19 protein-coding genes and 1 tRNA gene are annotated in these 23,769 nt (G+C 57.8%); 11 read left to right on the top strand and 9 right to left on the bottom strand.

Going from position 1 to position 23,769, the window contains the following annotated elements; genetic code table 11:
- Positions 1-4: 4 nt before the first annotated feature.
- The 5 genes from CRP02_RS19935 to CRP02_RS19910 all read right to left on the bottom strand — a co-directional run bounded on the left by CRP02_RS19935 (position 5) and on the right by CRP02_RS19910 (position 7,329).
- Complete coding sequence (locus tag CRP02_RS19935; protein ID WP_097172094.1) at positions 5-352, bottom strand: hypothetical protein; 348 nt, start codon at positions 350-352, stop codon at positions 5-7.
- Positions 353-497: 145 nt separating this feature from the next.
- On the bottom strand, positions 498-4,316 hold the full coding sequence (locus CRP02_RS19930) for a vitamin B12-dependent ribonucleotide reductase (protein ID WP_097102833.1): 3,819 nt from the start codon (positions 4,314-4,316) through the stop codon (positions 498-500).
- A gap of 678 nt (positions 4,317-4,994) precedes the next feature.
- Positions 4,995-5,492, bottom strand: a complete 498-nt coding sequence (gene gpt, locus CRP02_RS19920; protein ID WP_003515641.1) for a xanthine phosphoribosyltransferase — start codon at positions 5,490-5,492, stop codon at positions 4,995-4,997.
- Positions 5,493-5,605: 113 nt separating this feature from the next.
- Positions 5,606-6,451, bottom strand: a complete 846-nt coding sequence (locus CRP02_RS19915; RefSeq protein WP_097102829.1) for a universal stress protein — start codon at positions 6,449-6,451, stop codon at positions 5,606-5,608.
- A gap of 86 nt (positions 6,452-6,537) precedes the next feature.
- Positions 6,538-7,329 carry a competence/damage-inducible protein A gene (locus CRP02_RS19910; RefSeq protein WP_097172092.1) on the bottom strand — a complete coding sequence of 264 codons (792 nt, stop codon included), beginning with the start codon at positions 7,327-7,329 and terminating at the stop codon, positions 6,538-6,540.
- Between the two features lie 277 nt (positions 7,330-7,606).
- Between CRP02_RS19910 and wrbA the strand changes: the two genes are divergently transcribed.
- Positions 7,607-8,206 (top strand): NAD(P)H:quinone oxidoreductase type IV, encoded by a 600-nt coding sequence (wrbA, locus tag CRP02_RS19905; protein ID WP_019566148.1) that lies wholly within the window; start codon positions 7,607-7,609, stop codon positions 8,204-8,206.
- A 509-nt stretch (positions 8,207-8,715) separates the two neighbouring features.
- On the opposite strand, the gene CRP02_RS19890 is transcribed toward wrbA, so the two are convergent.
- Positions 8,716-8,961, bottom strand: a complete 246-nt coding sequence (locus CRP02_RS19890) for a DUF982 domain-containing protein (protein WP_003515635.1) — start codon at positions 8,959-8,961, stop codon at positions 8,716-8,718.
- A gap of 83 nt (positions 8,962-9,044) precedes the next feature.
- A complete protein-coding gene (locus CRP02_RS19885; protein ID WP_097172091.1) occupies positions 9,045-9,326 on the bottom strand; it encodes a hypothetical protein in 282 nt (93 codons plus the stop codon).
- Positions 9,327-10,025: 699 nt separating this feature from the next.
- Here CRP02_RS19885 and CRP02_RS19880 point away from each other — a divergent pair.
- The 8 genes from CRP02_RS19880 (at position 10,026) to exoR (ending at position 18,858) form a co-directional block, all read left to right on the top strand.
- Positions 10,026-10,178, top strand: a complete 153-nt coding sequence (locus CRP02_RS19880) for a DUF3309 family protein (RefSeq protein WP_097102824.1) — start codon at positions 10,026-10,028, stop codon at positions 10,176-10,178.
- Between the two features lie 240 nt (positions 10,179-10,418).
- A tRNA-Cys gene (locus CRP02_RS19875) sits at positions 10,419-10,492 on the top strand.
- 244 nt (positions 10,493-10,736) lie between these two features.
- Positions 10,737-11,408, top strand: coding sequence for a protein-L-isoaspartate O-methyltransferase family protein (locus CRP02_RS19865; RefSeq protein ID WP_097172089.1), 672 nt, complete (start codon positions 10,737-10,739; stop codon positions 11,406-11,408).
- Positions 11,409-11,763: 355 nt separating this feature from the next.
- A complete protein-coding gene (gene popZ / locus CRP02_RS19860; protein ID WP_097172088.1) occupies positions 11,764-12,723 on the top strand; it encodes a cell division protein PopZ in 960 nt (319 codons plus the stop codon).
- A gap of 194 nt (positions 12,724-12,917) precedes the next feature.
- Complete coding sequence (locus tag CRP02_RS19855) at positions 12,918-15,761, top strand: valine--tRNA ligase (protein ID WP_019566150.1); 2,844 nt, start codon at positions 12,918-12,920, stop codon at positions 15,759-15,761.
- 449 nt (positions 15,762-16,210) lie between these two features.
- Positions 16,211-17,500 carry an outer membrane protein transport protein gene (locus CRP02_RS19850; RefSeq protein WP_003515621.1) on the top strand — a complete coding sequence of 430 codons (1,290 nt, stop codon included), beginning with the start codon at positions 16,211-16,213 and terminating at the stop codon, positions 17,498-17,500.
- A gap of 268 nt (positions 17,501-17,768) precedes the next feature.
- Entirely contained in the window at positions 17,769-18,077 is a 309-nt protein-coding gene (locus CRP02_RS19845) for a hypothetical protein (protein WP_233283652.1), read from the top strand.
- Positions 18,064-18,858: an exopolysaccharide production regulator ExoR gene (exoR, locus tag CRP02_RS19840; protein WP_097172087.1), complete on the top strand. Its 795-nt coding sequence runs from the start codon at positions 18,064-18,066 to the stop codon at positions 18,856-18,858. Before CRP02_RS19845 ends, exoR begins: the two co-directional genes overlap by 14 nt.
- Positions 18,859-18,986: 128 nt before the next feature.
- Here the strand turns inward: exoR and xth are convergent, their stop codons facing one another.
- Positions 18,987-19,784 carry an exodeoxyribonuclease III gene (gene xth / locus CRP02_RS19835; protein WP_097172086.1) on the bottom strand — a complete coding sequence of 266 codons (798 nt, stop codon included), beginning with the start codon at positions 19,782-19,784 and terminating at the stop codon, positions 18,987-18,989.
- A 308-nt stretch (positions 19,785-20,092) separates the two neighbouring features.
- Positions 20,093-20,425: an iron-sulfur cluster insertion protein ErpA gene (gene erpA, locus CRP02_RS19825; RefSeq protein ID WP_003515615.1), complete on the bottom strand. Its 333-nt coding sequence runs from the start codon at positions 20,423-20,425 to the stop codon at positions 20,093-20,095.
- A 229-nt stretch (positions 20,426-20,654) separates the two neighbouring features.
- On the opposite strand from erpA, the gene CRP02_RS19820 reads away from it, so the two are divergent.
- Together CRP02_RS19820 and argS are read left to right on the top strand one after the other, a co-directional pair.
- Positions 20,655-21,872: a deoxyguanosinetriphosphate triphosphohydrolase gene (locus tag CRP02_RS19820; protein WP_003515612.1), complete on the top strand. Its 1,218-nt coding sequence runs from the start codon at positions 20,655-20,657 to the stop codon at positions 21,870-21,872.
- A 76-nt stretch (positions 21,873-21,948) separates the two neighbouring features.
- Positions 21,949-23,706, top strand: a complete 1,758-nt coding sequence (argS, locus tag CRP02_RS19815; RefSeq protein ID WP_097172858.1) for an arginine--tRNA ligase — start codon at positions 21,949-21,951, stop codon at positions 23,704-23,706.
- Positions 23,707-23,769 lie beyond the last annotated feature (63 nt).

The following is a 23,769-nucleotide window of genomic DNA, read 5'->3' as shown; positions in this document are numbered from 1 at the left end:
GAACTCAACTTTCATTGCTTTCATCCTTAACTCTAAAGCCTGTGAGATGAAACGTGACGTCGGGAAACGTAGGATTGTCGCCAAGCAAGGTCTTTTTCCCGAGGCTTTCTCCGGCCATCTGCGCCAGCAACGCACTAGATACGTAAAGTCCGAACCAGAAAGGGAATGATAAATAAATGAAGAACGGGGCTAATATGTAAAACAAACCGCTCACACGGTCTGTTAAATACGCAATTACGGTGGCCGGCACAGCAGTATATAAAAATAGCTTTATTGCATGAAAAATGAGTCTTACGAGATTTTTCTGCTGATACAAATTATATGCTTCACGGGCCTGTGCAGTTTTCGTCATTTTAAGTCAGTCCAATTTACGAGCACTTATCAGTGATCGAAAGAAGTTAAACTGCTGGCTGACCGATTTTAGGTTTCGGACTGGCCAATATTTCGTTGGCCAGTCCTTAGTTAGTTCTTCGTATCAACCTGACAGAAGAGATATCTTACGAGCAACCGCTCGTCGCGCCGCAAGTATCGCACTTCTCGCAAGTGCCATTCCGCACCATCGTGAAGTTCTGGCATTCCGAGCACATGTTGCCGGTATAGCCTTGCGCGATCGACCGCATGCGGCGTTCGTTTTCCTTCTTCTTGGCTTCCGCCTTGGCCGATGCCGCGTCGGCGGCGGCCTTGTCGGAGAAGAGGGCGGTGGCGGTCTGCTTGGCTTCCTGGACCACGTCGTCGATCACCTCTTCGGCAATCTCTTCCGCCAGCTCCTTGGCGCGCTCTTCATAATCGCGCTTGAAGGAGACGATTTCCGAGGTGGAGATCGCGACTGCCGGTTCCAGCTTGCGGGCGGCTGAGCCTGCAAAGGAAGTGACGTTGGCCGAGGCGCGGGCGGGGGCTGCCGTTGCAGAGCCCTTGGGTTCGGAAGCGGCGCGTTCGCCTTCGTTGTTGGAAACCAGCGTCGGCTTGTAACCGCGTGTCCAGCCGGTGGAGAGCAGATTGGTCTTGCCTTCCTGGATGCCCTTGCCGAGTGCGGTATTGGAGAAATCCGACGTATCGACATGGGCGAGATCGTGGCGGCCGAGATAGGAGACGGCGAGTTCGCGGAACACGTAGTCGAGGATCGACGTGGCGTTCTTGATCGCGTCGTTGCCCTGTACCATGCCGGCCGGTTCGAACTTGGTGAAGGTGAAGGCCTCCACATATTCTTCCAGCGGCACGCCATATTGCAGGCCGAGCGAAATGGCGATGGCGAAGTTGTTCATCATCGCACGGAAGGCAGCGCCTTCCTTGTGCATGTCGATGAAGATTTCGCCGATGCGGCCGTCACCGAATTCACCGGTGCGCAGATAGACCTTGTGACCGCCGACCGTTGCCTTCTGGGTGTAACCCTGACGGCGGTTCGGCAGCTTTTCACGCTCGCGCGATACCCGCTCGATGACGCGCTCGACGATCTTTTCGGTGATCGTCACGGCCTGCTGGGCGAGCGGCTGCTGGATCAGTTCTTCAACGAAGTCTTCGTCGTCCTCATCTTCCACCAGCGAAGCGTTGAGCGGCTGGGAAAGCTTGGAGCCATCGCGGTAAAGGGCGTTGGCCTTGAGCGCCAGCTTCCAGGACAGCATGTAGGCTGCGCCGCAATCTTCCACGGTTGCATCATTCGGCATGTTGATCGTCTTGGAGATCGCACCCGAAATGAACGGCTGTGCTGCCGCCATCATGCGGATGTGCGATTCGACCGAGAGATAACGCTTGCCGATCTTGCCGCAGGGGTTGGCGCAATCGAACACCGGCAGGTGCTCGTTCTTGAGGAACGGTGCGCCTTCCAGCGTCATCGCACCGCAGACATGCACGTTGGCCGCTTCGATGTCCTTTTTGCTGAAGCCGAGGTGCTCCAGCAGGTTGAAGCTCATGTCGGACAACTGCTCGTCGGAAACCTTGAGCGTGCCCTTGAGGAAATCGGCGCCCAGCGTCCACTGGTTGAAGACGAACTTGATGTCGAAGGCGCTTTTCAGTGCGCCGTTGACGGCTTCGATCTTCTCATCGGTAAAGCCCTTGGCGCGCAGCGTCGAGGCGTTGACGGCAGGTGCCTGGTTGAGATTGCCGTGGCCAACGGCATAGGCTTCGATTTCGGCGATCTGGCTTTCCGAATAACCGAGCGAACGCAGGGATTCCGGCACGGCGCGGTTGATGATCTTGAAGTAGCCGCCGCCGGCGAGCTTCTTGAATTTCACCAGCGCGAAGTCCGGTTCGATGCCGGTCGTGTCGCAATCCATCACGAGGCCGATCGTGCCTGTCGGCGCGATGACGGTGGTCTGGGCGTTGCGGTAGCCGTGCTTTTCGCCAAGCTCCAGCGCCTTGTCCCAGGCGGCCGTGGCATGGGCTACAAGGTCCTGATCCGTGCAATCGGAATGGATGAGGGCAACCGGGTTCACCGACAGACCTTCATAACCGTAGGAAAGGCCATGGGCGGCGCGGCGGTGGTTGCGGATGACGCGCAGCATGTTGTCGCGGTTCGGCGCAAAGCCCGGGAAGGGGCCAAGCTCGCCGGCCATTTCCGCCGAGGTGGCATAGGAAACGCCGGTCATGATGGCGGTCAGCGCACCGGCGATGGCGCGGCCTTCGTCGCTGTCATAGGGAATGCCCGAGGACATCAGCAGGCCGCCGATATTGGCGTAGCCGAGGCCGAGCGTGCGGTATTCGTAGGAGCGTTCGGCAATCTGGCGCGAGGGGAACTGCGCCATCATGACCGAGACTTCGAGAACGACGGTCCACAGGCGAACCGCATGTTCGTAATCGGCGATGTCGATGCGCTTCGTTGCCTGATCCTTGAACTGCAGCAGGTTCAGCGAGGCAAGGTTGCAGGCCGTGTCGTCGAGGAACATGTATTCGGAGCACGGATTGGAAGCACGGATCGGGCCTTCGGCCGGCGAGGTGTGCCAGTCGTTCATGGTGGTGTTGAAGTGCAGGCCAGGATCGGCCGATGCCCAGGCGGCGTGGGAAATCTTTTCCCAGAGGTCGCGGGCCTTCAGCGTCTTCATGACCTTGCCGTCCTTGCGGGCGGTCAGGTTCCAGTCACCGTCGTTTTCAACAGCGCGCAGGAAGTCATCCTTCAGCGATACGGAGTTGTTGGAATTCTGGCCTGAAACCGTCAGGTAGGCTTCGGAATCCCAATCCGTGTCGTAGGTCTTGAACTGGATGTCCTTGTAACCCTGTTGCGCGAACTGGATGACGCGCTTGACGTAGTTTTCCGGCACCATGTCCTTCTTGGCAGCGCGGATTTCGCGCTTCAGGGCAGGGTTCTTGGCCGGGTCGAAGCAATCGCCGTTATCTGCCTCGCAATTGACGCAGGCCTTCATGATTGCCTTTAGATGCTTGGCAACGATCTTGGAGCCGGTGACGAGAGCGGCAACCTTCTGCTCCTCGTTCACCTTCCAGTCGATATAGGCTTCGATATCGGGATGGTCGGCATCAACGACGACCATCTTGGCCGCACGGCGGGTGGTGCCGCCGGACTTGATTGCGCCGGCTGCGCGGTCGCCGATCTTGAGGAAGCTCATCAGGCCGGAGGACTTGCCGCCGCCGGAAAGCTTTTCGCCTTCGCCGCGCAGGTAGGAGAAGTTGGAGCCGGTACCGGAACCGTATTTGAACAGGCGCGCTTCACGCACCCACAGGTCCATGATGCCGCCTTCGTTGACCAGATCGTCTTCGACAGACTGGATGAAGCAGGCATGCGGCTGCGGATGTTCGTAAGAGGACTTGGACTTGGTCAGCTTGCCGGTGAAGGGGTCGACGTAGAAGTGGCCCTGGCCCGGGCCGTCGATGCCATAGGCCCAGTGCAGGCCGGTGTTGAACCACTGCGGGCTGTTGGGGGCTACACGCTGGGTTGCCAGCATATAGGCAAGCTCGTCGCGGAAGGCGAGCGCGTCTTCCTCGGTGGAGAAATATTTGCCCTTCCAGCCCCAGTAGGTCCAGGTGCCGGCCAGGCGGTCGAAAACCTGACGCGCATCGGTTTCGGAGCCATAACGCTCACCCTCGGGAAGGTCTTTCATGGCCTTCTCATCGGCAACCGAACGCCACAGGAAGGAAGGAACATCGTTTTCCTCCACCTTCTTAAGCACCTTCGGCACGCCGGCCTTGCGGAAATATTTCTGCGCCAGAACGTCGGTCGCGACCTGGCTGAACTGCGCGGGAACGTCGATATCCGCCAGGCGGAACACGATGGAACCATCCGGGTTCTTGATTTCACTGACGGCCTTGCGGAATTCGATTTCCGCATAAGACGATTGGCCGGGCTTCGTGAAGCGGCGTTCGATGCGCATGGTTTCGTGTCCTCGTCCATTGGGCGCCCGGCAAAGGGCGCAAAAATTCGTTCCAGCCGTGCGAACTATGCGCGCAGCCGGTTGTTGCCGATCTGTAAGGGATGTTCATCCTTGGATGTGATCCCTGTATCTCGTGGCTTATTCGGCTGCAAGAGTCATGTGAGTACTAAATATAGTATCAACAGCTTCCTGCCGCCAGTCCCCGCGTCATGTTTTTGGCGGTATCCGCAAGGCACGCAAAATCCACCGGCGAACCGCCCCCTGATGGTCGGGACGCCTCTTCTGGACTTGCGAACTGAGATTGAAAGGAACCGGCCTCGTTACTTTCCGGTCCGTTGCCGCCGCAACATAACTGTCACTTTCCTCCTGCGGCATAGATTCGTCAAGCCATAGATTGAAACCGTTTTTTAACCACAAGATATTGTGTGCAGCGCCTGTGGAAAACGGGGATAGCAAAAGCGTTCAAAAAAATCAGTGACTTGGCGAGAGACTTTGAAGCTTGCGCGAGGCTGGTTTCCGCAGCGGAAAGCTAAAACCCCGCATTTCCGGGGTGCGGCATAAAGGCGACACTGCGGTTTTTCCGTGTTTTTTTGCCGTTACCAAAAAAGCATTTCCACACAAAAAAACCGCCCCGAAGGGACGGCTTTTCAGGCTTGGTTTTTGGGTTGCGACAAACGATCAGCCGCGCGATCCCTTGGCGATAGGCTCCTGATAGGTGAAGCCCATGTCCCAGGGAAAATAGATCCAGGTGTCCTGGCTGACCTCGGTGACGAAGGTGTCAATGGTCGGCACGCCCTTCGGCTTGGCGTAAACGCAGGCAAAATGCGCCTTCGGCAACATTTCGCGTACTTCCAGTGCGGTCTTGCCGGTATCGGTCAGATCGTCGACGACGAGCACGCCTTCGCCGCCGTCGGACATCAGTTCCGGCGCCACGCCCTTCAGGAGAACCGTGTCGCCCTGGTTGACGTAATCGTGGCGGGTGGCGATGCAGACCGTATCGATCAGGCGGATGTTCAACTCGCGGGAAATGATCGCCGCCGGAACGAGACCGCCGCGGGTGATACAGACGATCGCCCGGAACTCCCGGCCAAGGCCGGCAAGACGCCACGCAAGCGCGCGGGCGTCGCGGTGAAACTGATCCCAGGTTACGGGAAAGGCTTTATCGGGAAGGGACATGTCGTCTACCATCTGGTCAAAATTGTCGATGGCTTTGGCTAATAGCCGCAAGACCTGCAAAAAGGCAAGCATTGCGCGCAGGCTCTTGCGGCTTCATCCACGGCTACCGGTGTTTAACGCGACAAAAGCGTCATCGCCGTCATGGAATCGAGCAGCGTGCGTGTCACGCCGCCGAACAGCAATTCCCACCAGCGGGAATGGCCGTAGGCGCCCATGACCAGAAGGTCGATGCTGTGGTCTGACAGCCGGTTTTCGATAGCCGCCTGCGGCGAGATGCCGGCGATTTTTTCCTGCGAGGTTACCGTGACGTTGACGCCGTGGCGGGCGAGTGTTGCGGCCAGTTCGGTTCCGGCAAGTCCAGACGATTGCGTTTCGCTCTCGGCCTGATCGACGGAGAAGATCTCGACGCTCTCGGCCGCAATCAGGAAGGGCAGGGCATCGAAGGTGGCGCGTGTTGCCTCGCGGGAGCCGTTCCAGGCGATCAGTACGCGCTTGACCGGTTTGGCAACCGTCAGCACATGCGGAACGAGAAGAACGGGGCGGCCGCTTTCATGCAGAAAGCCGTCTATATCCGAGCGGCTGTCCGAGAGTGCGGAGGAGTTGCTCTGGCGGGCGACGATGAGATCGGCGCAGCGCGCGCTATCGATTGCCGATGACGAGGCGTAGCCCACCGAGGTTATGAAGCTGCGCCACTCATGCGAGATGCCATTGGCAGACAGCGTGTGTTCGAAGAGGTTTCCAACATCCGTGGTTTCCTTGTGCGCCACGTCCTGAAGCACCTGAACGGTGGCGGGGTCGGGAATTTCCATCGGCGCGACGAGCGGAACGGCGGCCAGCGTTTCCATATGCAGGCCAATCACATGCGAGGAAAACTGGTTGGCAAGACTTACCACGAAATCGCCGAGCTTTTGCGTGTTCTCCACATTGTCGATCACTGCCAGTATCGTTTTGTAACCCATTTTTAGCTCCTCGGTGACGCGTCATTTTTGGGGGAGTAGCTGCCTTTGTCGGGTGCCACCCTGATTTTGGTCAATCCGTTTCCATCTCAGGCGGTTGCATCGCCCTTGCTGGCCGACAGTGTTTTTTCCTGACCAATGGTTTCGATCATCGCCGCGACTGCATCCGCCGCCGCTTTCAGGACGGTGGCATCACGGGCGCGCACGACGATCTCAGTCGAAAAGCGTTGTCCGTCATATTTCGGGTAGGAGCCGATGCTGGTTTCGGGGTGCGCCTTCTGGATTGCGGTCAGTGGTGTGCCGATGTCACCCTCGCCATAGGGAGAGCGCACCGACTGCGACATGACTTTCGCGCCGGTGCGCAGCGTCGGCATGACATTGTCCAGCATGGCCTGAAACACCTGCGGAACGCCGGCCATGACGTGGACGTTGCCGATGACGAAGCCGGGGGCGACCGAGACGGGATTGGCGATGTGGCTTGCCCCCCTTGGCATGCGGGCCATGCGCTTGCGCGCTTCGGTGAATTCCATCTCGCGCACACGGTACATGTCACCCAATATCCGCAAAGCCTCGGCATCGTGCTCGCAGGGGAGGCCGAAAGCCACGGATACCGCATCAGCGGTGATGTCGTCATGGGTCGGGCCGATGCCGCCGGAGGTGAAGACATAATCATAGCGGGCGCGCAGCGCATTCAGCGCCTCGACGATTGCGTGCTCCTCGTCGGCGACGATGCGCACTTCCTTCAGGTCTATTCCGGACATGGTGAGCACATCCGCGAGGTGCCCGATATTCTTGTCCTTGGTGCGTCCCGACAGCAATTCGTCGCCGATGGCGAGCATGGCGGCGGTCACGACGGATGGGGTGGGGGAGGGATTGGACATGGGGGTACTCGTCAGCTGTTTTGTCCGACGTTAGTCCGCCGCCCGGTGAATGCAAAGCGGTTTTGAAAAAATGTCTATCTATGAAAGGTTGACGTTCCGGCGTTTCGTTCACTGATTGCGAACAGTGCGTATGCGTATGCACCGCTGGCGTGGGACCGGCCTCTCGGCTACCTTTGCATCACATGCTTGTAACGGGTCACCACTAATGATCATCGCGTTCTTAAAAAGGCTTCTTGCTGGTACGCCTGAGACGATTAACCCTAAGGATACAAAGAAAATGACAAAAGTTCTGGTGCTTTATTATTCATCTTACGGCCATATCGAGACGATGGCATATGCCGTTGCCGAAGGCGTGAAGTCTGCCGGCGCGGAAGTTGTCGTCAAGCGCGTTCCGGAACTGGTTCCTGAGGAAGTCGCCAAATCCTCGCACTTCAAGCTCGATCAGGCTGCCCCCATCGCGACCGTTGACGAACTGGCCGAATACGATGCCATCATCGTCGGTGCCGGCACGCGCTTCGGCACGGTTGCCTCGCAGATGCGCAATTTCTGGGACCAGACCGGCGGTCTGTGGTTCGGCGGCAAGCTCGTCGGCAAGGTCGGCTCTGCCTTCACCTCGTCGGCCACGCAGCACGGCGGTCAGGAATCGACCATCCTTGGTTTCCTCCCTACCTTCCTGCACCACGGCATGGCCGTTGTCGGTCTGCCCTACGCTTTCCAGGGCCAGATGGGCGTCGATGAAATCAAGGGCGGCTCGCCTTATGGCGCCTCCACCATCACCGATGGCGACGGCTCGCGTCAGCCTTCCGCGATCGAACTGGAAGCCGCACGCTATCAAGGCGCACATGTCGCCAAGCTGGCCGCCAAGCTTTCCGCTTGAGCCTGCATTGCTGAAAAAAGAAATGCGGCCCGAAAGGCCGCATTTTCTTGTTCCGGCATCTGACGTCGCCGGTACCGCAGGGAATGATTTTTAAGGCGGGTCAGATCGGCAGGTTGACCATGAAAAGGCAGCTTGCAATCACGACGCCGAGCATGGAAATTTCGAGAAAACCATTCAATCCGTCACGCATTTCAATCCTCCTTGTTGATCGAAGAGAGAACGGAAAAGACTTATCGCGGTTCCATAACAGCAGAATGAAATTTAGGAAATTTTAATGCCCTGCCGCTCCGCCATAAGACGGAGTGGACATCGGTGCTTCAGCCGGTAACGACGAAGGCGACCACGAGGTGGCCGAGAAGGCCGATGGCGAGGCAGGAGAGGAGAAATATGAACAGGGCTTTTTTCATGTTTCCAGAAGCTTCCATCTGTTTTTACCCTTTAAACCGGTTGTCCTGACTTGTTTCGCCTCAGGACGCCATTTTAATTCTCGACCATGGGTCTTGATGCCGTCAGGCCTTGATGTCGAGGCCAGCCTCGATTGCGGCAGCGATGAAGGCCTTGCGCGCATCCTCCGGCTTTTTCCTGCCGGCATCGACGGCGGCGCAGACCAGCAACGCCGCGTCCAACGCATCGCCGTCCTCTATCGGCCAATCCTCGATCATGGCCCAGGACGCCGCCTGCGTGGTCTCGATGCTCGTATAGTCGCCCGGCGTTTCGAACGCGATCAGGACGGGTTTTTGCCAGCGCGTGTTCATCGCTCATCCGTATTGGTTATCGTGCCCGGCTCTAAACCAAGCGGGCAGGATGCGCAATTGGTTTCGGTTGGCTCGCGGTGCGGTCAGTCGTCGCGTCCGAACAGCCAATCGCGAATGATGCGGCGGTCTATGAGTTCGAGCGAGCGATCGGGCGCAATGCGATAGGTTTCCACCGCCCTTGTGCTGCCGTCGATGCGGAACTCGTGGCTGAGGGTGCTGCCGATCGGCGATTTCGTCAGCTTGGTGCGCGGCTGGCCTTTATAGGTGATGCTGCCGGGGATCGGTTCGACATAAGCGGCCGGGCCTGAGGTCGTGCAGCCCGCAAGCGTAAGCGCGATTGCGGCCAATGATACGAGCGTTTTCATCCTGTCCTCCGAAGTGCGTCTGCGAAAACGATATGGCGGCGCAACGGTTCCCCGCCGGGATAAAGGGCAGAGCTATTCGCACCTGCTACTTGCGTCTCGGATTTTGAGTGTCGCGCGCGACCCAGCGGAAGAAAGCGTAGACGAGCAGGCCGAAGATGAAAAGCGGGATGAGGTTCGCAAAACCGGACATATGATTCTCATTTCTCCCTCCCGATCCGGGGTCTAACCGGAGAGAAAGAGGCAAGGCAAGCGTGGCGTGCAGCGCCGCAGGTAAAATGTCCGTGTGCCTGTTTGGGGAACGGTTTGCGTGCTGCGGGAAGATCGCCGGAGAAGAAGGAAACAGGTGAGACCTGGCGCACTGCCAGTGATACCAGGTCTCCCAGTCCCCCGCCAGTTTCAGGGAACGGGTGACTTGATTTAGTATGACGAACGGCACGCGATATACATAGACTGAGAAATTACCTCGAATAAATCGCTACCATGGTCGATGACCAAGGGGCCGGAGCGTGGTGCGTAGCCAATCGCAGCCGCCGTGCGCGCGCACGACTCGCCGCGTTGTCCGCAAATGCCGTTTAACCCGTTGAATCGGCTGGAGATGGATTCCCCGGCCTATGCCACAAGCGGATGGAAGAAACGGAACTTTTTGCGTGTTTGGTCATTAAATACAGCGCATACCTATTTATTCATGGAGGGCTAAACATGATCGGCACCATTCTCGTTATCCTCATCATTCTTTTCCTGATCGGTGCTTTGCCAAGCTGGGGTTACCACAATTACGGTTATGGTCCCTCGGGTGGCCTCGGACTGGTTCTGGTCATCGTCCTAATTCTTGTTCTGCTGGGTCGCATCTGATCGATCCGCATTGAAGATGCAGCGACTGCCCGCACCCGCGCAAAGCGCCGGCTGCGGGCATTGTTTCTTCTGGAATATGAGTGAGATACAAAAAATGACGGAATCCGAAGGGCTTAGGACATGGACGATTGCCCTTTGTCCATCGGACTGGAAAAAACAGCACATTCGGAACGAACCCTCTTGCGCGCATAATGGATTCGTTCTAAATGCCCGCCATCGCTCGAATTCATGAGCGTGTGAGGCCTCGTGGCGGAGTGGTGACGCAGAGGACTGCAAATCCTTGTACCCCGGTTCAATTCCGGGCGAGGCCTCCAAAAATTTCACCGAACAGAACCTGTTTCTTGAACATTTGGCTCACCTTGCGGTCATCGGCTGCTCTTGCCGTTCTAAAAAATCCCGGCCATTTCGCTTTTTCCAGCACTTAGGGCTCACCGCGCTTGAAAGCGCAGGCGTGGGCAATTATGAGATTGTTTAAAGGCGAGGGGATACCCGTGCCGTTTTGAGCTTTTGGGGCCGAGGCTTCCCGACCGGCATCCGCGAAATTGAGGCGATAACGATATGATGGATTTCGAAACCGCACGCGCCAATATGGTCGACAGCCAGTTGCGCACGACCGACGTGACGTCGCATTCGGTGCTGAAGGCGTTTTTGAGCGTGGCGCGCGAAGCTTTCGTGCCGGCGGGTGTGCGGCAGATTGCCTATGTGGACGAGGATCTGCAGATCTGTCCCGCCCGGGATGGTCGCCCGGCCCGTTATGTCATGAAGGCCTCGCCGCTGGCGAAGCTTTTGCAGCTTGCGGCCGTGAACAAGGAAGACGTGGTGCTGGAAGTCGGCGGCGGCGCCGGTTATACCGCGGCCATCCTGTCCCAGCTCGCCGGTTCGGTGGTTTCGCTCGAATGCGACGAAACGCTGGCAGCTGATGCGACAGAGACGCTGGCCTCGCTCGGATATGACAATGTTGCTGTTGTCACCGGCGATCTCGAAAAGGGTTATGCGGGCGAAGCACCCTATGACCTGATCTTCATCAACGGCTCTGTCGAGGAAGTGCCGGCGGCACTGACCGACCAGCTGCGCGATGGCGGACGTCTGGTCGTCGTTGTCGGATACGGTAACGCTGCCAAGGCAACCGTTTACCGCCGCGATGGCAACAGCACATCGGCTGCAACCTCTTTCAACGCTTCGATCAAGCCTCTGCCCGGTTTTGCCAAGGCGGCCGAATTCGTTTTCTGATCTTTAAAAGCGATCATTGTTTTGGACGCCGGGGTGGATTTTCCGCCCCGGCGTTTGTTTTTGCGGGTGCCGCACCGGCGGACCCGCTTCGCCCACCCAATTGCCCCAAAAGACCATTCTCACAAAGCTGTGCATCACGGCGAAACTTGTCGAATCAGTGATTTAGTTCCTGACTATGCTGCCCTAGACTAAGGGTGATTCGGGGTGTGCGTATTTCTACCCCTTTTCAGGCCATCGGCCCGAAAACCGGAAGCGATTTTCGACAGGAACGGTGTGCAGATTTAAAATGTTGGAGCGTCCTTTGGGCGTCCGTATGGACGCAAGGCGTTCTAGAGAGTGGAAACCGGGGATTGATATGGCTCAGCCAAGCGTAGCGCGTGAACCGTCCATGGAAGAGATCTTGGCGTCCATACGCCGGATCATCGAAAGCAACGAGACTGGACCTACCGGTGCGTTTTCCGGGCAGTTGCCGCCTGTCTATGACGACGAAGACGATGGCGCAGGCGAAGCGTCCTTCGTGACGGAGGCCATCAGCCCGCCGGCGCGCGTTCCCCCCGCCGCAAACCAGGCATTTGGCGCAAGGCCGGTGCAGGATTTTTCCGCGACTTCCGAAAAGCAGACGCCAGAACAGCAGGAAATCTCGGCCGAGAAAAGCATGTCGCTTGCCGATGTTGCCGCGCGCGTTCGCGCTGCCGCCGACCGCAACGCTGCCATGGGGCCGCAGGCATTTGCCGCCCAGGCGCAGCGTGAGCCCATGCAGGCAGCCCCGGCCGCTCATTCCTCCAGCGCACCCCAGCCTTCGGCTGTGCAACAGGTTGAACGCCCTGCGCCGCAGCGCCCGACGGATGTGCGGCCACTGCTGGCGGCCGCTGCCGCGAGCACCAGTGAACAGCCGGCAGCTTTTGCCGCCGAGGATCGCGCTGCTGCTGCCGCTGTCGAGAGCGCAGCTTTTGAGAACCGTTTCGACCAGCTGACGCTGCGTGGCGCCATCGAAACGCCTGTAGCCCAAGAGCATTTCGAGATTTCGGTGCAGGAACCTGCTGTCGAGATGCCGTCATTCGATCTGGCCGAACCCAAGGAAGAGGGCGGCCTTTCGCTCAACCTCATTTCCGCGGCTGCCGGTGCGCAGATCGCCCGTTCCTTCAGCGAACTTGCGGAAATTTTCGATGGCGTCGAACGGCGCTCGATCGAGGATATGGCCGCCGAAATGCTGCGTCCGATGCTGCAGGACTGGCTGGAAGACAATCTGCCGACCCTTGTTGAGCGTCTCGTGCGTGAGGAAATCGAACGCGTGGCGCGCGGCTCGCGCCGCTAGGCCTTGTTCGTCCGCATCTTGTAACATGCGCAAGATAATGAAACAGAGGCCGCTCCGGCACCGGGGCGGCTTTTTTGTTGAAGATGAAGGCGCTATGGGGTCATAGTCGCTGACGGGTCGGTTTCTGTTGACTCTCGACCATCCATCCTTATTTAAAAAAATCCACACAAGAACTCTAAAATTCAGGTCAGGAAATGCTCGAAAAGACCTACGATTCCGCATCCGTCGAACCGAAGATCGCCAAAGCCTGGGACGAGGCGAACGCTTTTCGTGCCGGCGCCAACGCCAAACCGGGCGCGGAAACCTTCACCATCGTCATCCCGCCGCCGAATGTGACCGGCTCCTTGCATATGGGCCATGCGCTCAACAACACGCTTCAGGACATACTGGTCCGCTTTGAGCGCATGCGCGGCAAGGACGTGTTGTGGCAGCCGGGCATGGACCATGCGGGCATCGCCACGCAGATGGTCGTCGAGCGCAAGCTGATGGAACAGCAGCTTCCGGGCCGCCGCGAAATGGGCCGTGAGGCCTTCGTGGAGAAGGTCTGGGAATGGAAAGCCGAATCCGGCGGTTTGATCTTCAACCAGTTGAAGCGCCTCGGTGCGTCCTGTGACTGGTCGCGTGAGCGCTTCACCATGGATGAGGGTCTGTCCGAGGCCGTTCTCGAGGTGTTCGTCACCCTTTACAAGCAGAACCTGATCTACAAGGACAAGCGCCTCGTCAACTGGGACCCGAAGCTGCAGACCGCGATTTCCGATATGGAAGTCGAACAGCTGGAAGTGAAGGGCAACCTTTGGCACTTCCGTTATCCGCTGGAAAAGGGTGTGACCTATCAGCACCCGATCGCATTTGACGAGGAAGGCAAGCCCACCGAGTTCGAAACGCGCGATTACATCGTTGTTGCGACCACGCGGCCAGAAACCATGCTCGGCGATACCGGTGTTGCGGTGAACCCGGAAGACGAGCGCTACAAGGGCATCATTGGCAAGCATGTCATCCTGCCGATCGTTGGCCGCAAGATCCCGATCGTTGCCGATGACTACGCCGATCCGACGGCCGGAACTGGCGCCGTGAAGATCACGCCTGCGCACGACTTCAACGATTTCGAGGTCGGCAAGCGTTGCGGTCTGCGCGCCATCAACGTCATGAATATCGATGGGACGATCTCCATCAAGGAGAACGAGGATTTCCTCGAGGGCCTCAATCATCCGGCGGCGCTGCACGGCGCATGGGATCGCCTGGAAGGGCAGGATCGTTTCTTCGCCCGCAAGGTCATCGTCGAAATCTTCGAGGAAGCCGGCCTGCTCGACAAGATCGAGCCGCACAAGCACGTCGTGCCGCATGGCGACCGTGGCGGCGTGCCGATCGAGCCGCGCCTCACCGACCAGTGGTGGGTGGACAACAAGACGCTGGCTCAGCCGGCAATTGCCTCGGTTCGCGAAGGCCGCACCAATTTCGTGCCTAAGAACTGGGAAAACACTTATTTTCAGTGGATGGAGAATATCCAGCCCTGGTGTATCTCGCGGCAATTGTGGTGGGGACACCAGATTCCGGCATGGTACGGTCCTGACGGGCAGGTCTTCGTTGAAAAGACCGAGGAAGAGGCGCTTCAGGCCGCTATCCAGCATTATATCGCCCATGAAGGTCCGTGGAAGGCCTGGGTCGAGGAGAAGCTTGAAAACTTCAAGCCGGGGGAAATCCTGACCCGTGACGAAGACGTTCTCGATACCTGGTTCTCGTCGGCGCTGTGGCCGTTCTCGACGCTCGGCTGGCCGGAAAAGACACCGGAACTGGCGCGCTATTATCCGACCAACGTGCTTGTCACCGGTTTCGACATCATCCCGTTCTGGGTCGTCCGCATGATGCAGATGGGTCTGCATTTCATGAAGGACGATGCCGGCAATCCGGTCGAGCCGTTCAGCACCGTCTATATCCACGCGCTGGTTCGCGACAAGAACGGCCAGAAGATGTCGAAGTCCAAGGGCAACGTCATCGATCCCCTGGAACTGATCGACGAATACGGTGCGGATGCGCTGCGCTTCACGCTCGCCATCATGGCGGCGCAGGGTCGTGACGTGAAACTCGATCCGGCACGTATTGCCGGTTATCGCAACTTCGGCACGAAGCTCTGGAACGCCACGCGTTTTGCCGAAATGAACGGTGTAAAGCGCGATCCGCATTTCCTGGCCGAAACCGCATCGCTGACGATCAACCGGTGGATCCTGACCGAGCTTGCCAACACCGCGCGCGATGTGACGGCGGCTCTTGAGAACTTCCGGTTCAACGATGCATCCGGCATCCTCTACCGTTTTGTCTGGAACCAGTTCTGCGACTGGTACCTGGAACTGCTCAAGCCCGTTTTCGGCGGCGAGGATGAGGCGGCGAAGGCGGAATCGCAGGCCTGCGCGGCCTATGTTCTGGATGAGATCTACAAGCTCCTGCATCCCTTCATGCCTTTCATGACGGAAGAGCTGTGGGCGCATACGGCGGGCGAGGGCGAGGAGCGGGCTGATCTTCTCTGCCTTACCGACTGGCCGACTCCGGAATTCCGCGACGATGCCGCGGCTGCGGAAATCAACTGGCTGATCGATCTGGTTTCCGGCATCCGCTCGACGCGTGCCGAGATGAACGTGCCGCCGGGCGCCACCGCATCGCTGGTGGTGGTCGGTGCCAACACCTCGACAGAAGCGCGGCTGGATCGCCATGCAGCCGCCATCCGGCGCCTGGCGCGTGCCGATGAAATCCGTGGTGCCGATGTGGCGCCCAAGGGCTCCGCGCAGATCATCATCGGTGAGGCCACCGTCTGCCTGCCGCTCGGCAACCTCGTCGATCTCGCGGCCGAAAAGGCCCGTCTCGAAAAGGCGATCGGCAAGGTGGACGCGGAGATGGAACGGATCGACAAGAAGCTGTCGAACGAAAAATTCGTGGCCAATGCCGATCCGGAGGTTGTGGCCGCCGAGCGCGAGCGTAAGGCGGAACTGGAAGTTCAGTTGACAAGTCTTCGAACCGCCCTGCAGCGGGTCAGCGAAGCTGGATAAGGTTCCTGTTGCATGTAAAATCAAAACGCCCCGTGAAAACGGGGCGTTTTGCGTTCTGTCAGGTCTGGCTCAGTTCATTGCTGCGTTGCAATGGCGAATCATGCACTGCGTGACAGCGCGATTATTTCAGCCGCGAGGCGCACAAAACCGCGCGGCAAGACGAAAAAGATCAATAAAAACGGCCTGATAAGCGATTTTCTTCGGAAACGTCCAACTGTGGTTATTTGGCGACATTTCCGGTGCGGGTTGGGAGTTTGTTTCGTTTTGTGTCGTTTTTTTTAATTGGATTAGAATAATAGCCTAAAATGATTATGTAAGATGCCCAACATCAAAAACTTACGTAAAAAAATGGCCATCCGGTGGCAACCGCGCCGCGCCGCGGCAGATTGTCATTTGCCGCAAAGCATTTCACTCTCTCAATGATCACATTGCCTTGATTGGGGAGAGAGATGGCAAAAACTGCATTTTTTCGCGGCGCAGTATGTTTCGTAGCCAGCATCGCGGCGGTCACGCCTTCACTGGCGGGCGGCCTCGAGCGCGGTGGCTACAATATCGACCTGCTGTTCGACCCGTCCGACTATGTTCTCGACAGTTCCGCCACATTCGTTGCGCCGCAGCGCAAGGTTGAGAATGCGCGTGACAATCCGCTGAAGAGCGGTCCGCTGCCTGCGACGTGGTCAAGGAGTGCAGATGACTCTGAAAACTTCTGGTCGACCCGCATCGGCGCCAAGGCGGCAATCGGCGATTTCGGCGACTGCATGTTCGATTATTCGCAGCCTTGGGGCGCGCATCTCAATCCCGGCATCTGGCAGGGATCGAGCTACAATATCGAAACCAAGGTCAAGTCGCACAATTACGCCACCACATGCCGTGTGAAGTTTGATCTTGGCAAGGGCGACTTCTCGATTATCGGCGGCGGCTTTTACCAGGAGATCAGCGGTTATAAATACCGTCAGGTTCTTGGGCCAGCTGTTCTTGGCCTCAATCCGGCCTGGTCCAGCTTCAGCGGCGTCGGCAAACTTGAGATGGAAGGGGACGGTTGGGGCTGGCGCGCCGGCGTTGCCTACGAAATCCCCGAGGTGGCCTTCCGTGCGAGCCTTGTTTATAACAGCGCCGTCGATCACGACCTGACCGGGTTCGCCGACGTCAGAGGGGTTCCGCAGACGCCGCCGTCCATCTCTCCGACACTCGCGAAATACGGCGGCAAGCTCGTGCCGATCTATGGCTCTGTTTCAATGCCAGACAGCATCGAACTCAAGGTGCAATCCGGCATAGCGCCGGACTGGCTCGCTTTCGGTTCGGTGAAGTGGACTGACTGGAGCCAGATTCAGGTCATTCCTTTCTGCGCGGTAGGGACGTCTCCCTGCGTTCCGAGCGGCGCTGACACGCTGAACACGCTAGACCTGTTTTATCGTGATGGCTGGACGATTTCCGGCGGCGTTGGTCACAAGTTCAACGAACAGTGGAGCGGTGCTGTAAGCCTGACCTGGGATCGCGGTACATCGACGGTCATCGGCACACAGACCGACACCTGGACGCTGGGCACGCAGATCGTCTACTCGCCGAACAAGAATATCGAGTTCAAGGTTGCCGGTGCTCTCGGCCTCCTGACCTCCGGTAGCTCATCCATCAACGGTGGACCTTGCGGCGCTGGCTTCACCTGCGGCAACGAGGCGGGCTACGACTTCGGCAACGATCTCGTGGCTGCGATCTCTACGGGCGTCAAGGTCAAGTTCTGACACCATTCGCACACCTGAACGAAAAGAAAGGTCCGGTTTACCAACCGGACCTTTTTTCATTCCCGACTATGATTCCTGCTCGATAAAAATTTCTAGCCCGAAAGTTTTGTGACGATTTGGCAACACTTTTCTGCAAGCGTGGTGCAGCGTTGGAATGTGGGCATATCTGTCCATTTCCCGCCACAAACAAGGTGCTTGGCTTCTGTTTATGGACGCGGGGATGGAAGAACATGCAGGCGTTTGATGTGGGCCTGCGGAGTTGCGAAGAGTGAAAACGGGTTTGGATTCAGGGTTTAAGCAAGTAATACGGGAATTTGATCCGGGTTTCTTGTTTGGCGCTGACCGGCAGGCGGTCAAACGCCGTTATATTGCCGGAAATTATGCCTATATCTGTCTCACTGAAAATTTGGAGCAATTACCGCATATGACCACCGGCAGTGCGCTGGAAAGTGCTGCCGGAAAGACGCAGTGTGTTCGAAAAATCGCGACCCGGCGGGGTTCAGCTTTGCAGTATTCCGCAAGTATTGGCTATATGCCGGGAAGAGTGAGAGAAGTTCGCCTAAATGCTGAAATGTGAAGCACATGTTCTAAAGCCGCTCATCATGAGCCTTTTGCTTGCGTCGCTCGCAATGCCGGTGCTGGCTTTTGACATCAACGCAGGCGTTACCAAGGAATCAGGCCCCTTCGACCTGTTCAAGTTCGGCTTCAAGGCCTACAAGAACGGTAACAAGGACGAAGCCGTCGAGGCCTATCGCTATGCGGCCGAAAAGGGCCATACCGGCTCGCGCTGGGCGCTTGCCAATATGTATGCCTTCGGCGATGGCGTTGCCAAGAACGACTTCGAAGCCTTCAAGATTTACAGCGAAATCGCCAGCCAGGGTGTCGAGCCGGGCTCCGAGGATACCGGCTTCTTCGTCAACGCGCTGCTTTCTCTTGCCGATTATTATCGGCACGGCATTCCCGGCACTCCGGTAAAGATGGACCTGTCGCAGGCCCGCCAGCTTTATTTTCAGGTGGCTTCCACCTTTGGCGTGGCTGAAGCGCAGTTTCGTCTGGCGGAAATGATCCTTGCGGGTGAGGGCGGCCGGGCGGATGTGCAGCAGGCCAAGAAGTGGCTCAATCAGGCACGCAAGCACGGCCATGCCGGCGCCATGTCGATTTTCGGTAATCTGCTTTTCCAGGAAGGCCAGACGACGCAGGGGCTCGCCTTCATGACGGCCGCGCTCGACAAATGCACGGCGGTGGATTGCACCTGGATCCAGACCCTTCAGGAACAGGCTTTTTCGCTCGCGGGTGAAAACGATCGCCGCGCGGCCATCGCGATGGCGCAGAACATGCAGATCGACGATCCGAACTGACAATGACGTCCATTGTGGCTGAGGCGACTTAGAGCACGTCCTGTTTAAACAGAATCGTTTGAAGTGCTCTAACTCTTTGTTTCAGAGCACTTTACTGGAAATGCTGTAACTCGCGCGGCGAGCGCCGTTCAATTAATCGGCGTGAAATTGAAATAACCGCAGACCGGTACGTGGTCGGACGGTTTTTCCCAAGCCCGCACATGTTTTTCGATGCTGACCGATTGCAGCCTGTCGGCAGCTTCCGCCGACAGCATGAGGTGATCGATGCGGATGCCGTTATTTTTAGGCCATGCGCCAGCCTGATAATCCCAGAAGGAATAAAGTCCGGGTTCATCCGTCGTCGCGCGTGCGGCATCGGTAAAGCCGAGATTTTCCAGCCTGCGGAATGCCGAGCGCGTCTTGGGCAGGAACAGCGCATCGCCCGCCCAGACCCGCGGATCGTGGCAATCGAAGGGTTCGGGGATGACGTTGTAGTCACCCGCCAGAATAAGCGGCTCCTCAAGCGCAAGGCGATCTTCGGCAAAGCGGCGCAGCCGCTCCATCCATGCGAGCTTGTAAGGATATTTGACCGGATCGTCAGGCGGATTGCCGTTCGGCAGGTAGAGCGAGCAGACCCGGATCGCACCGCCATCAACGGAAAACACGCCCTCGATGAAGCGCGCCTGTTCATCGGCATCGTCGCCCGGCAGGCCGCGATTGATCTCGTCGGGCTTCATCTTCGACAGAAGGGCGACGCCGTTGAAACCCTTCTGGCCATGGGTCTCGACGTGATAGCCGAGCGCTTCCAGCTCAAGGCGGGGAAAGCCTTCGTCAACTGACTTAATTTCCTGAAGGCAAACGATGTCGGGCGATGAATCCTTCAACCACTGGCAGAGGTTTTCGATACGCGCCTTGACGCCGTTGATGTTCCAGGTGGCAATCTTCATCGGAGTTTCCCTTTTGTGAGGTTACTTTTACCCGATGCAAAAGCGATTGCCACCGTTTTTGGAAACGGCTGGTGAGGATGTGGTGGATAGAAGCCGGGGCAGGGTAGATCAACAGCTATGGATGCACCGCAGCGTCCCCAAACCCTCATTCCTGTGCTTGTCACAGGAATCCAGTCAGCCCAAGTCCTTGGGCTGAAAGGGTTGTCTCCCCGCGCAGACGCGCGTCGGCTGGATTCCTGTGACGAGCACAGGAACGAGGGCGGAGAGAAAGGCGTGAATGATCTCAAGCTTGGCGCTTGATATCACTATCAAATAGAAAAGCTGGTGCCGCAGCCGCAGCTTGCGACCGCGTTCGGGTTCTTGATCTGGAAGGACTGGCCGAGCAGATTGTCGACGAAGTCGATTTCAGAGCCGGCCATATAGACAACCGACAGGCTGTCGATCAGCACCTTGGCGTCTCCGCGCGCAATCACGATGTCGTCATCGGCGGGGTCTTCCGCCAGATCGAACTTGTAGGAGAAGCCCGAGCAGCCGCCGCCTTCCACCGAAACGCGCAGAGCCTGCTTGCCCGCATCCGCTGCCACGATCTGGGCGATTCGCTTCGCTGCGGCTTCCGAAAGTGTAATGTCGCTGTTTTCCATGTCGTTCCTCGTGCCGGGGTCAAGAACCGGAGAGCAATAGATTTGTCGCCACCATTATAAACCAGTCAAATAAACGGTCTATAGCGATGTCCGCAACGGCCTTTGCAGCGATGATGCTTTGCGCCGACCTTTGCGATAGGTATGAAGGGTGGATGAAAAGGTCAATGGTCAAAGGCCACGGACTTCGGGTCAAAGGAAGTCCCGGCCAGAGAACAGTACAGGTGGATGAATGATTATAGACCAGCGCGCATTGGGTTTCGGAAGTGGCGAGAGGGCGGTTTTCGCCTCTGATCCATGGACCACGCGCGGGCGTCTTTTTGCTGAGGAGGGTAGCCTGACGCGCTCGGAGTTCCAGCGCGACCGGGACCGCATTGTCCACACCACGGCCTTCCGCCGACTTAAACACAAGACGCAGGTTTTCATCAGCCCTGACGGCGACCATTACCGCACCCGGCTCACCCACACGATCGAGGTTGCGCAGATTGCCCGCGCACTCGCACGTGCTCTGAAGCTGGACGAGGATCTGGCCGAGGGCGTGGCTCTGGTGCATGATTTCGGCCACACGCCGTTCGGCCATACCGGGGAGGATGCGCTGGATGCGGTGTTGTTGCCCTATGGCGGCTTCGATCACAACGCACAGTCGCTGCGCATCGTCACCAAGCTGGAGCGCCGTTACGCCGAATATGACGGCATCAACCTGACATGGGAGACGCTGGAGGGGCTGGTGAAGCACAATGGCCCGCTGGTCAATGCCGAGGGCGAGGGCGTGAAGGGCCCGGTTCCGCTGCCCATCCTCGAATATTGCGAGCTGCAGGATCTGGAAATCGGCAGCTATGCCAGCCTTGAAGCACAGATGGCGGCTATTGCCGACGACATCGCCTATAATACCCATGATATCGATGACGGCCTGCGTGCCGGTTATCTGAGCTTCGAGATGCTGGAAGAGGTGCCTTTCCTCAGCAAGCTGATGGCCGAGGTACGTGCGAAATATCCCGTGCTCGACAAGGAACGCTTCGCCAATGAAATCATGCGCCGCCAGATCACCCATATGGTCGAGGATGTAATCGGGGTCGCGCAGCAGAATCTTTCCCGGCTGAAACCGAAGAGTGCGGCCGATATCCGCGCCGCCGATTTCACCGTCGCGACTTTCTCGCCGGAAATGGCTGAAACCGACAGGCAGATCAAGAAACTGCTGTTTGCCCATATCTACCGGCATCCGGAAATCATGCGCATCCGCGCCGGCGCTACGCAGATCGTTACCGACCTTTTCCACCGTTATATGGAAGTGCCGGCAGAGATGCAGAGTCACTACTGGGTGGACAGCATTTCCGGTATGAGTAAGGCCGCAAAAGCCCGCCATGTGGGGGATTATCTGGCTGGTATGACCGACAGTTATGCACTGCGCGCCCACCAGCGGCTGTTTGACCACACCCCCGATTTGCGATAGGGCAGCGGGCGATCGCGAAGCCGACCCGGTTATGATGGCCGGACATGAACAGAAGCCCTTCGCGCAGGTTGGAACGATGAACATTTTTGCCGATTTCGATACCAGGATCAAAAACGCGCTCGAGACTCTCGATCTCGTGAAAGAGAACCGCGAAAAGGTCGATTTCAGTCGAATTACGGTCGAATCCCCGCGCGATCTGAGCCATGGCGATGTCGCAACCAATGCCGCTATGGTGTTGGCGAAGCCGCTTGGCACCAATCCCCGGGCGCTGGCCGAACTCATCGTGCCAGCACTTCAGGCCGATGGCGATGTCGATAGCGTCAACGTCGCCGGTCCCGGCTTCATCAATCTCAAGGTCTCTGTCGGTTACTGGCAGCGTCTTCTTGCCGACATGATCGGGCAGGGCATCGATTTCGGCCGCTCGAAGATCGGCACGGGCCAGAAGATCAACGTCGAATATGTCTCCGCCAACCCCACCGGTCCGATGCATGTCGGCCATTGCCGTGGTGCTGTCGTGGGTGACACGCTGGCGAACCTGCTCGCCTTCGCCGGTTATGGCGTGACCAAGGAATATTACATCAACGATGCCGGCTCGCAGATCGACGTGCTCGCGCGTTCGGTCTTCCTGCGTTACCGCGAGGCGCTTGGCGAAGATATCGGCGCCATTCCGTCGGGCTTCTACCCCGGTGACTATCTCGTTCCAGTCGGCCAGGCGCTGGCGGATGAATATGGCATCAAGCTGCGCGCCATGCCCGAGGAAAAGTGGCTGCCTATCGTCAAGGACAAGGCGATCGCCGCAATGATGGTGATGATCCGCGAGGATCTGGAGACGCTGAACGTCAAGCACGACGTGTTCTTCTCGGAGCGCACGCTGCATGAGGGCAATGGCGGCCCCATTCTCTCGGCCATCAACGATCTCACCTTCAAGGGCCACGTCTACAAGGGCACCCTGCCGCCGCCGAAGGGCGAGTTGCCGGAAGACTGGGAAGATCGCGAGCAGACGCTGTTCCGTTCCACCGAGGTGGGCGACGACATGGACCGTGCGCTGATGAAGTCGGATGGTTCCTACACCTATTTTGCCGCCGACGTCGCCTATTTCAAGAACAAGTTCGATCGCGGTTTTTCCGAGATGATCTATGTGCTCGGCGCCGACCACGGCGGCTACGTGAAGCGGCTTGAAGCGGTTGCGCGCGCCGTCTCGGAAGGCAAGTCTAAGCTGACGGTTCTTCTGTGCCAGCTCGTGAAGCTGTATCGCGATGGCGAGCCAGTGAAGATGTCGAAACGCTCAGGCGATTTCGTCACGCTGCGCGATGTGGTGGACGAAGTAGGTCGCGATCCCGTGCGATTCATGATGCTCTATCGGAAGAATTCCGAGCCGCTGGACTTCGATTTTGCGAAAGTGACCGAACAATCTAAGGATAATCCGGTCTTTTACGTGCAATATGCGCATGCCCGTTGCATGTCCATCTTCCGCCAGGCGCAGGAAGCGTTTCCGGGTCTTGCGCTCTCGCAGGACGACATGGCGTCTTCCGTTACTTTGATTAGCGATATCAACGAGTTGCAGCTGGTTGCAAAGCTTGCTGAGTACCCGCGCCTGATCGAATCCGCAGCCCTTTCGCACGAGCCGCACAGGCTTGCTTTTTACCTCTACGATCTCGCCAGTTCCTTCCATGGACACTGGAACAAAGGTAAAGACCATCAGGAATTACGTTTTATTAACGATAAAAACCGAGAATTGAGCATTGCCAGACTCGGGCTGGTGAATGCTGTCGCGAATGTTTTGAAGTCTGGTCTTACGCTTTTAGGAGCGGACGCGCCTGACGAGATGCGATAACATATCACCATTATTTGCTCACAATACGCTGGCAAGAGCTGCAATGCGTAGATGGTGGAACAC

It is taken from the genome of Rhizobium sp. AN5 (assembly GCF_900215255.1).
Taxonomy (GTDB): domain Bacteria; phylum Pseudomonadota; class Alphaproteobacteria; order Rhizobiales; family Rhizobiaceae; genus Agrobacterium; species Agrobacterium tumefaciens.
The sequence above is the reverse complement of the archived record's forward strand: the minus strand, read 5'-3'. Positions and strand labels throughout refer to the sequence as shown.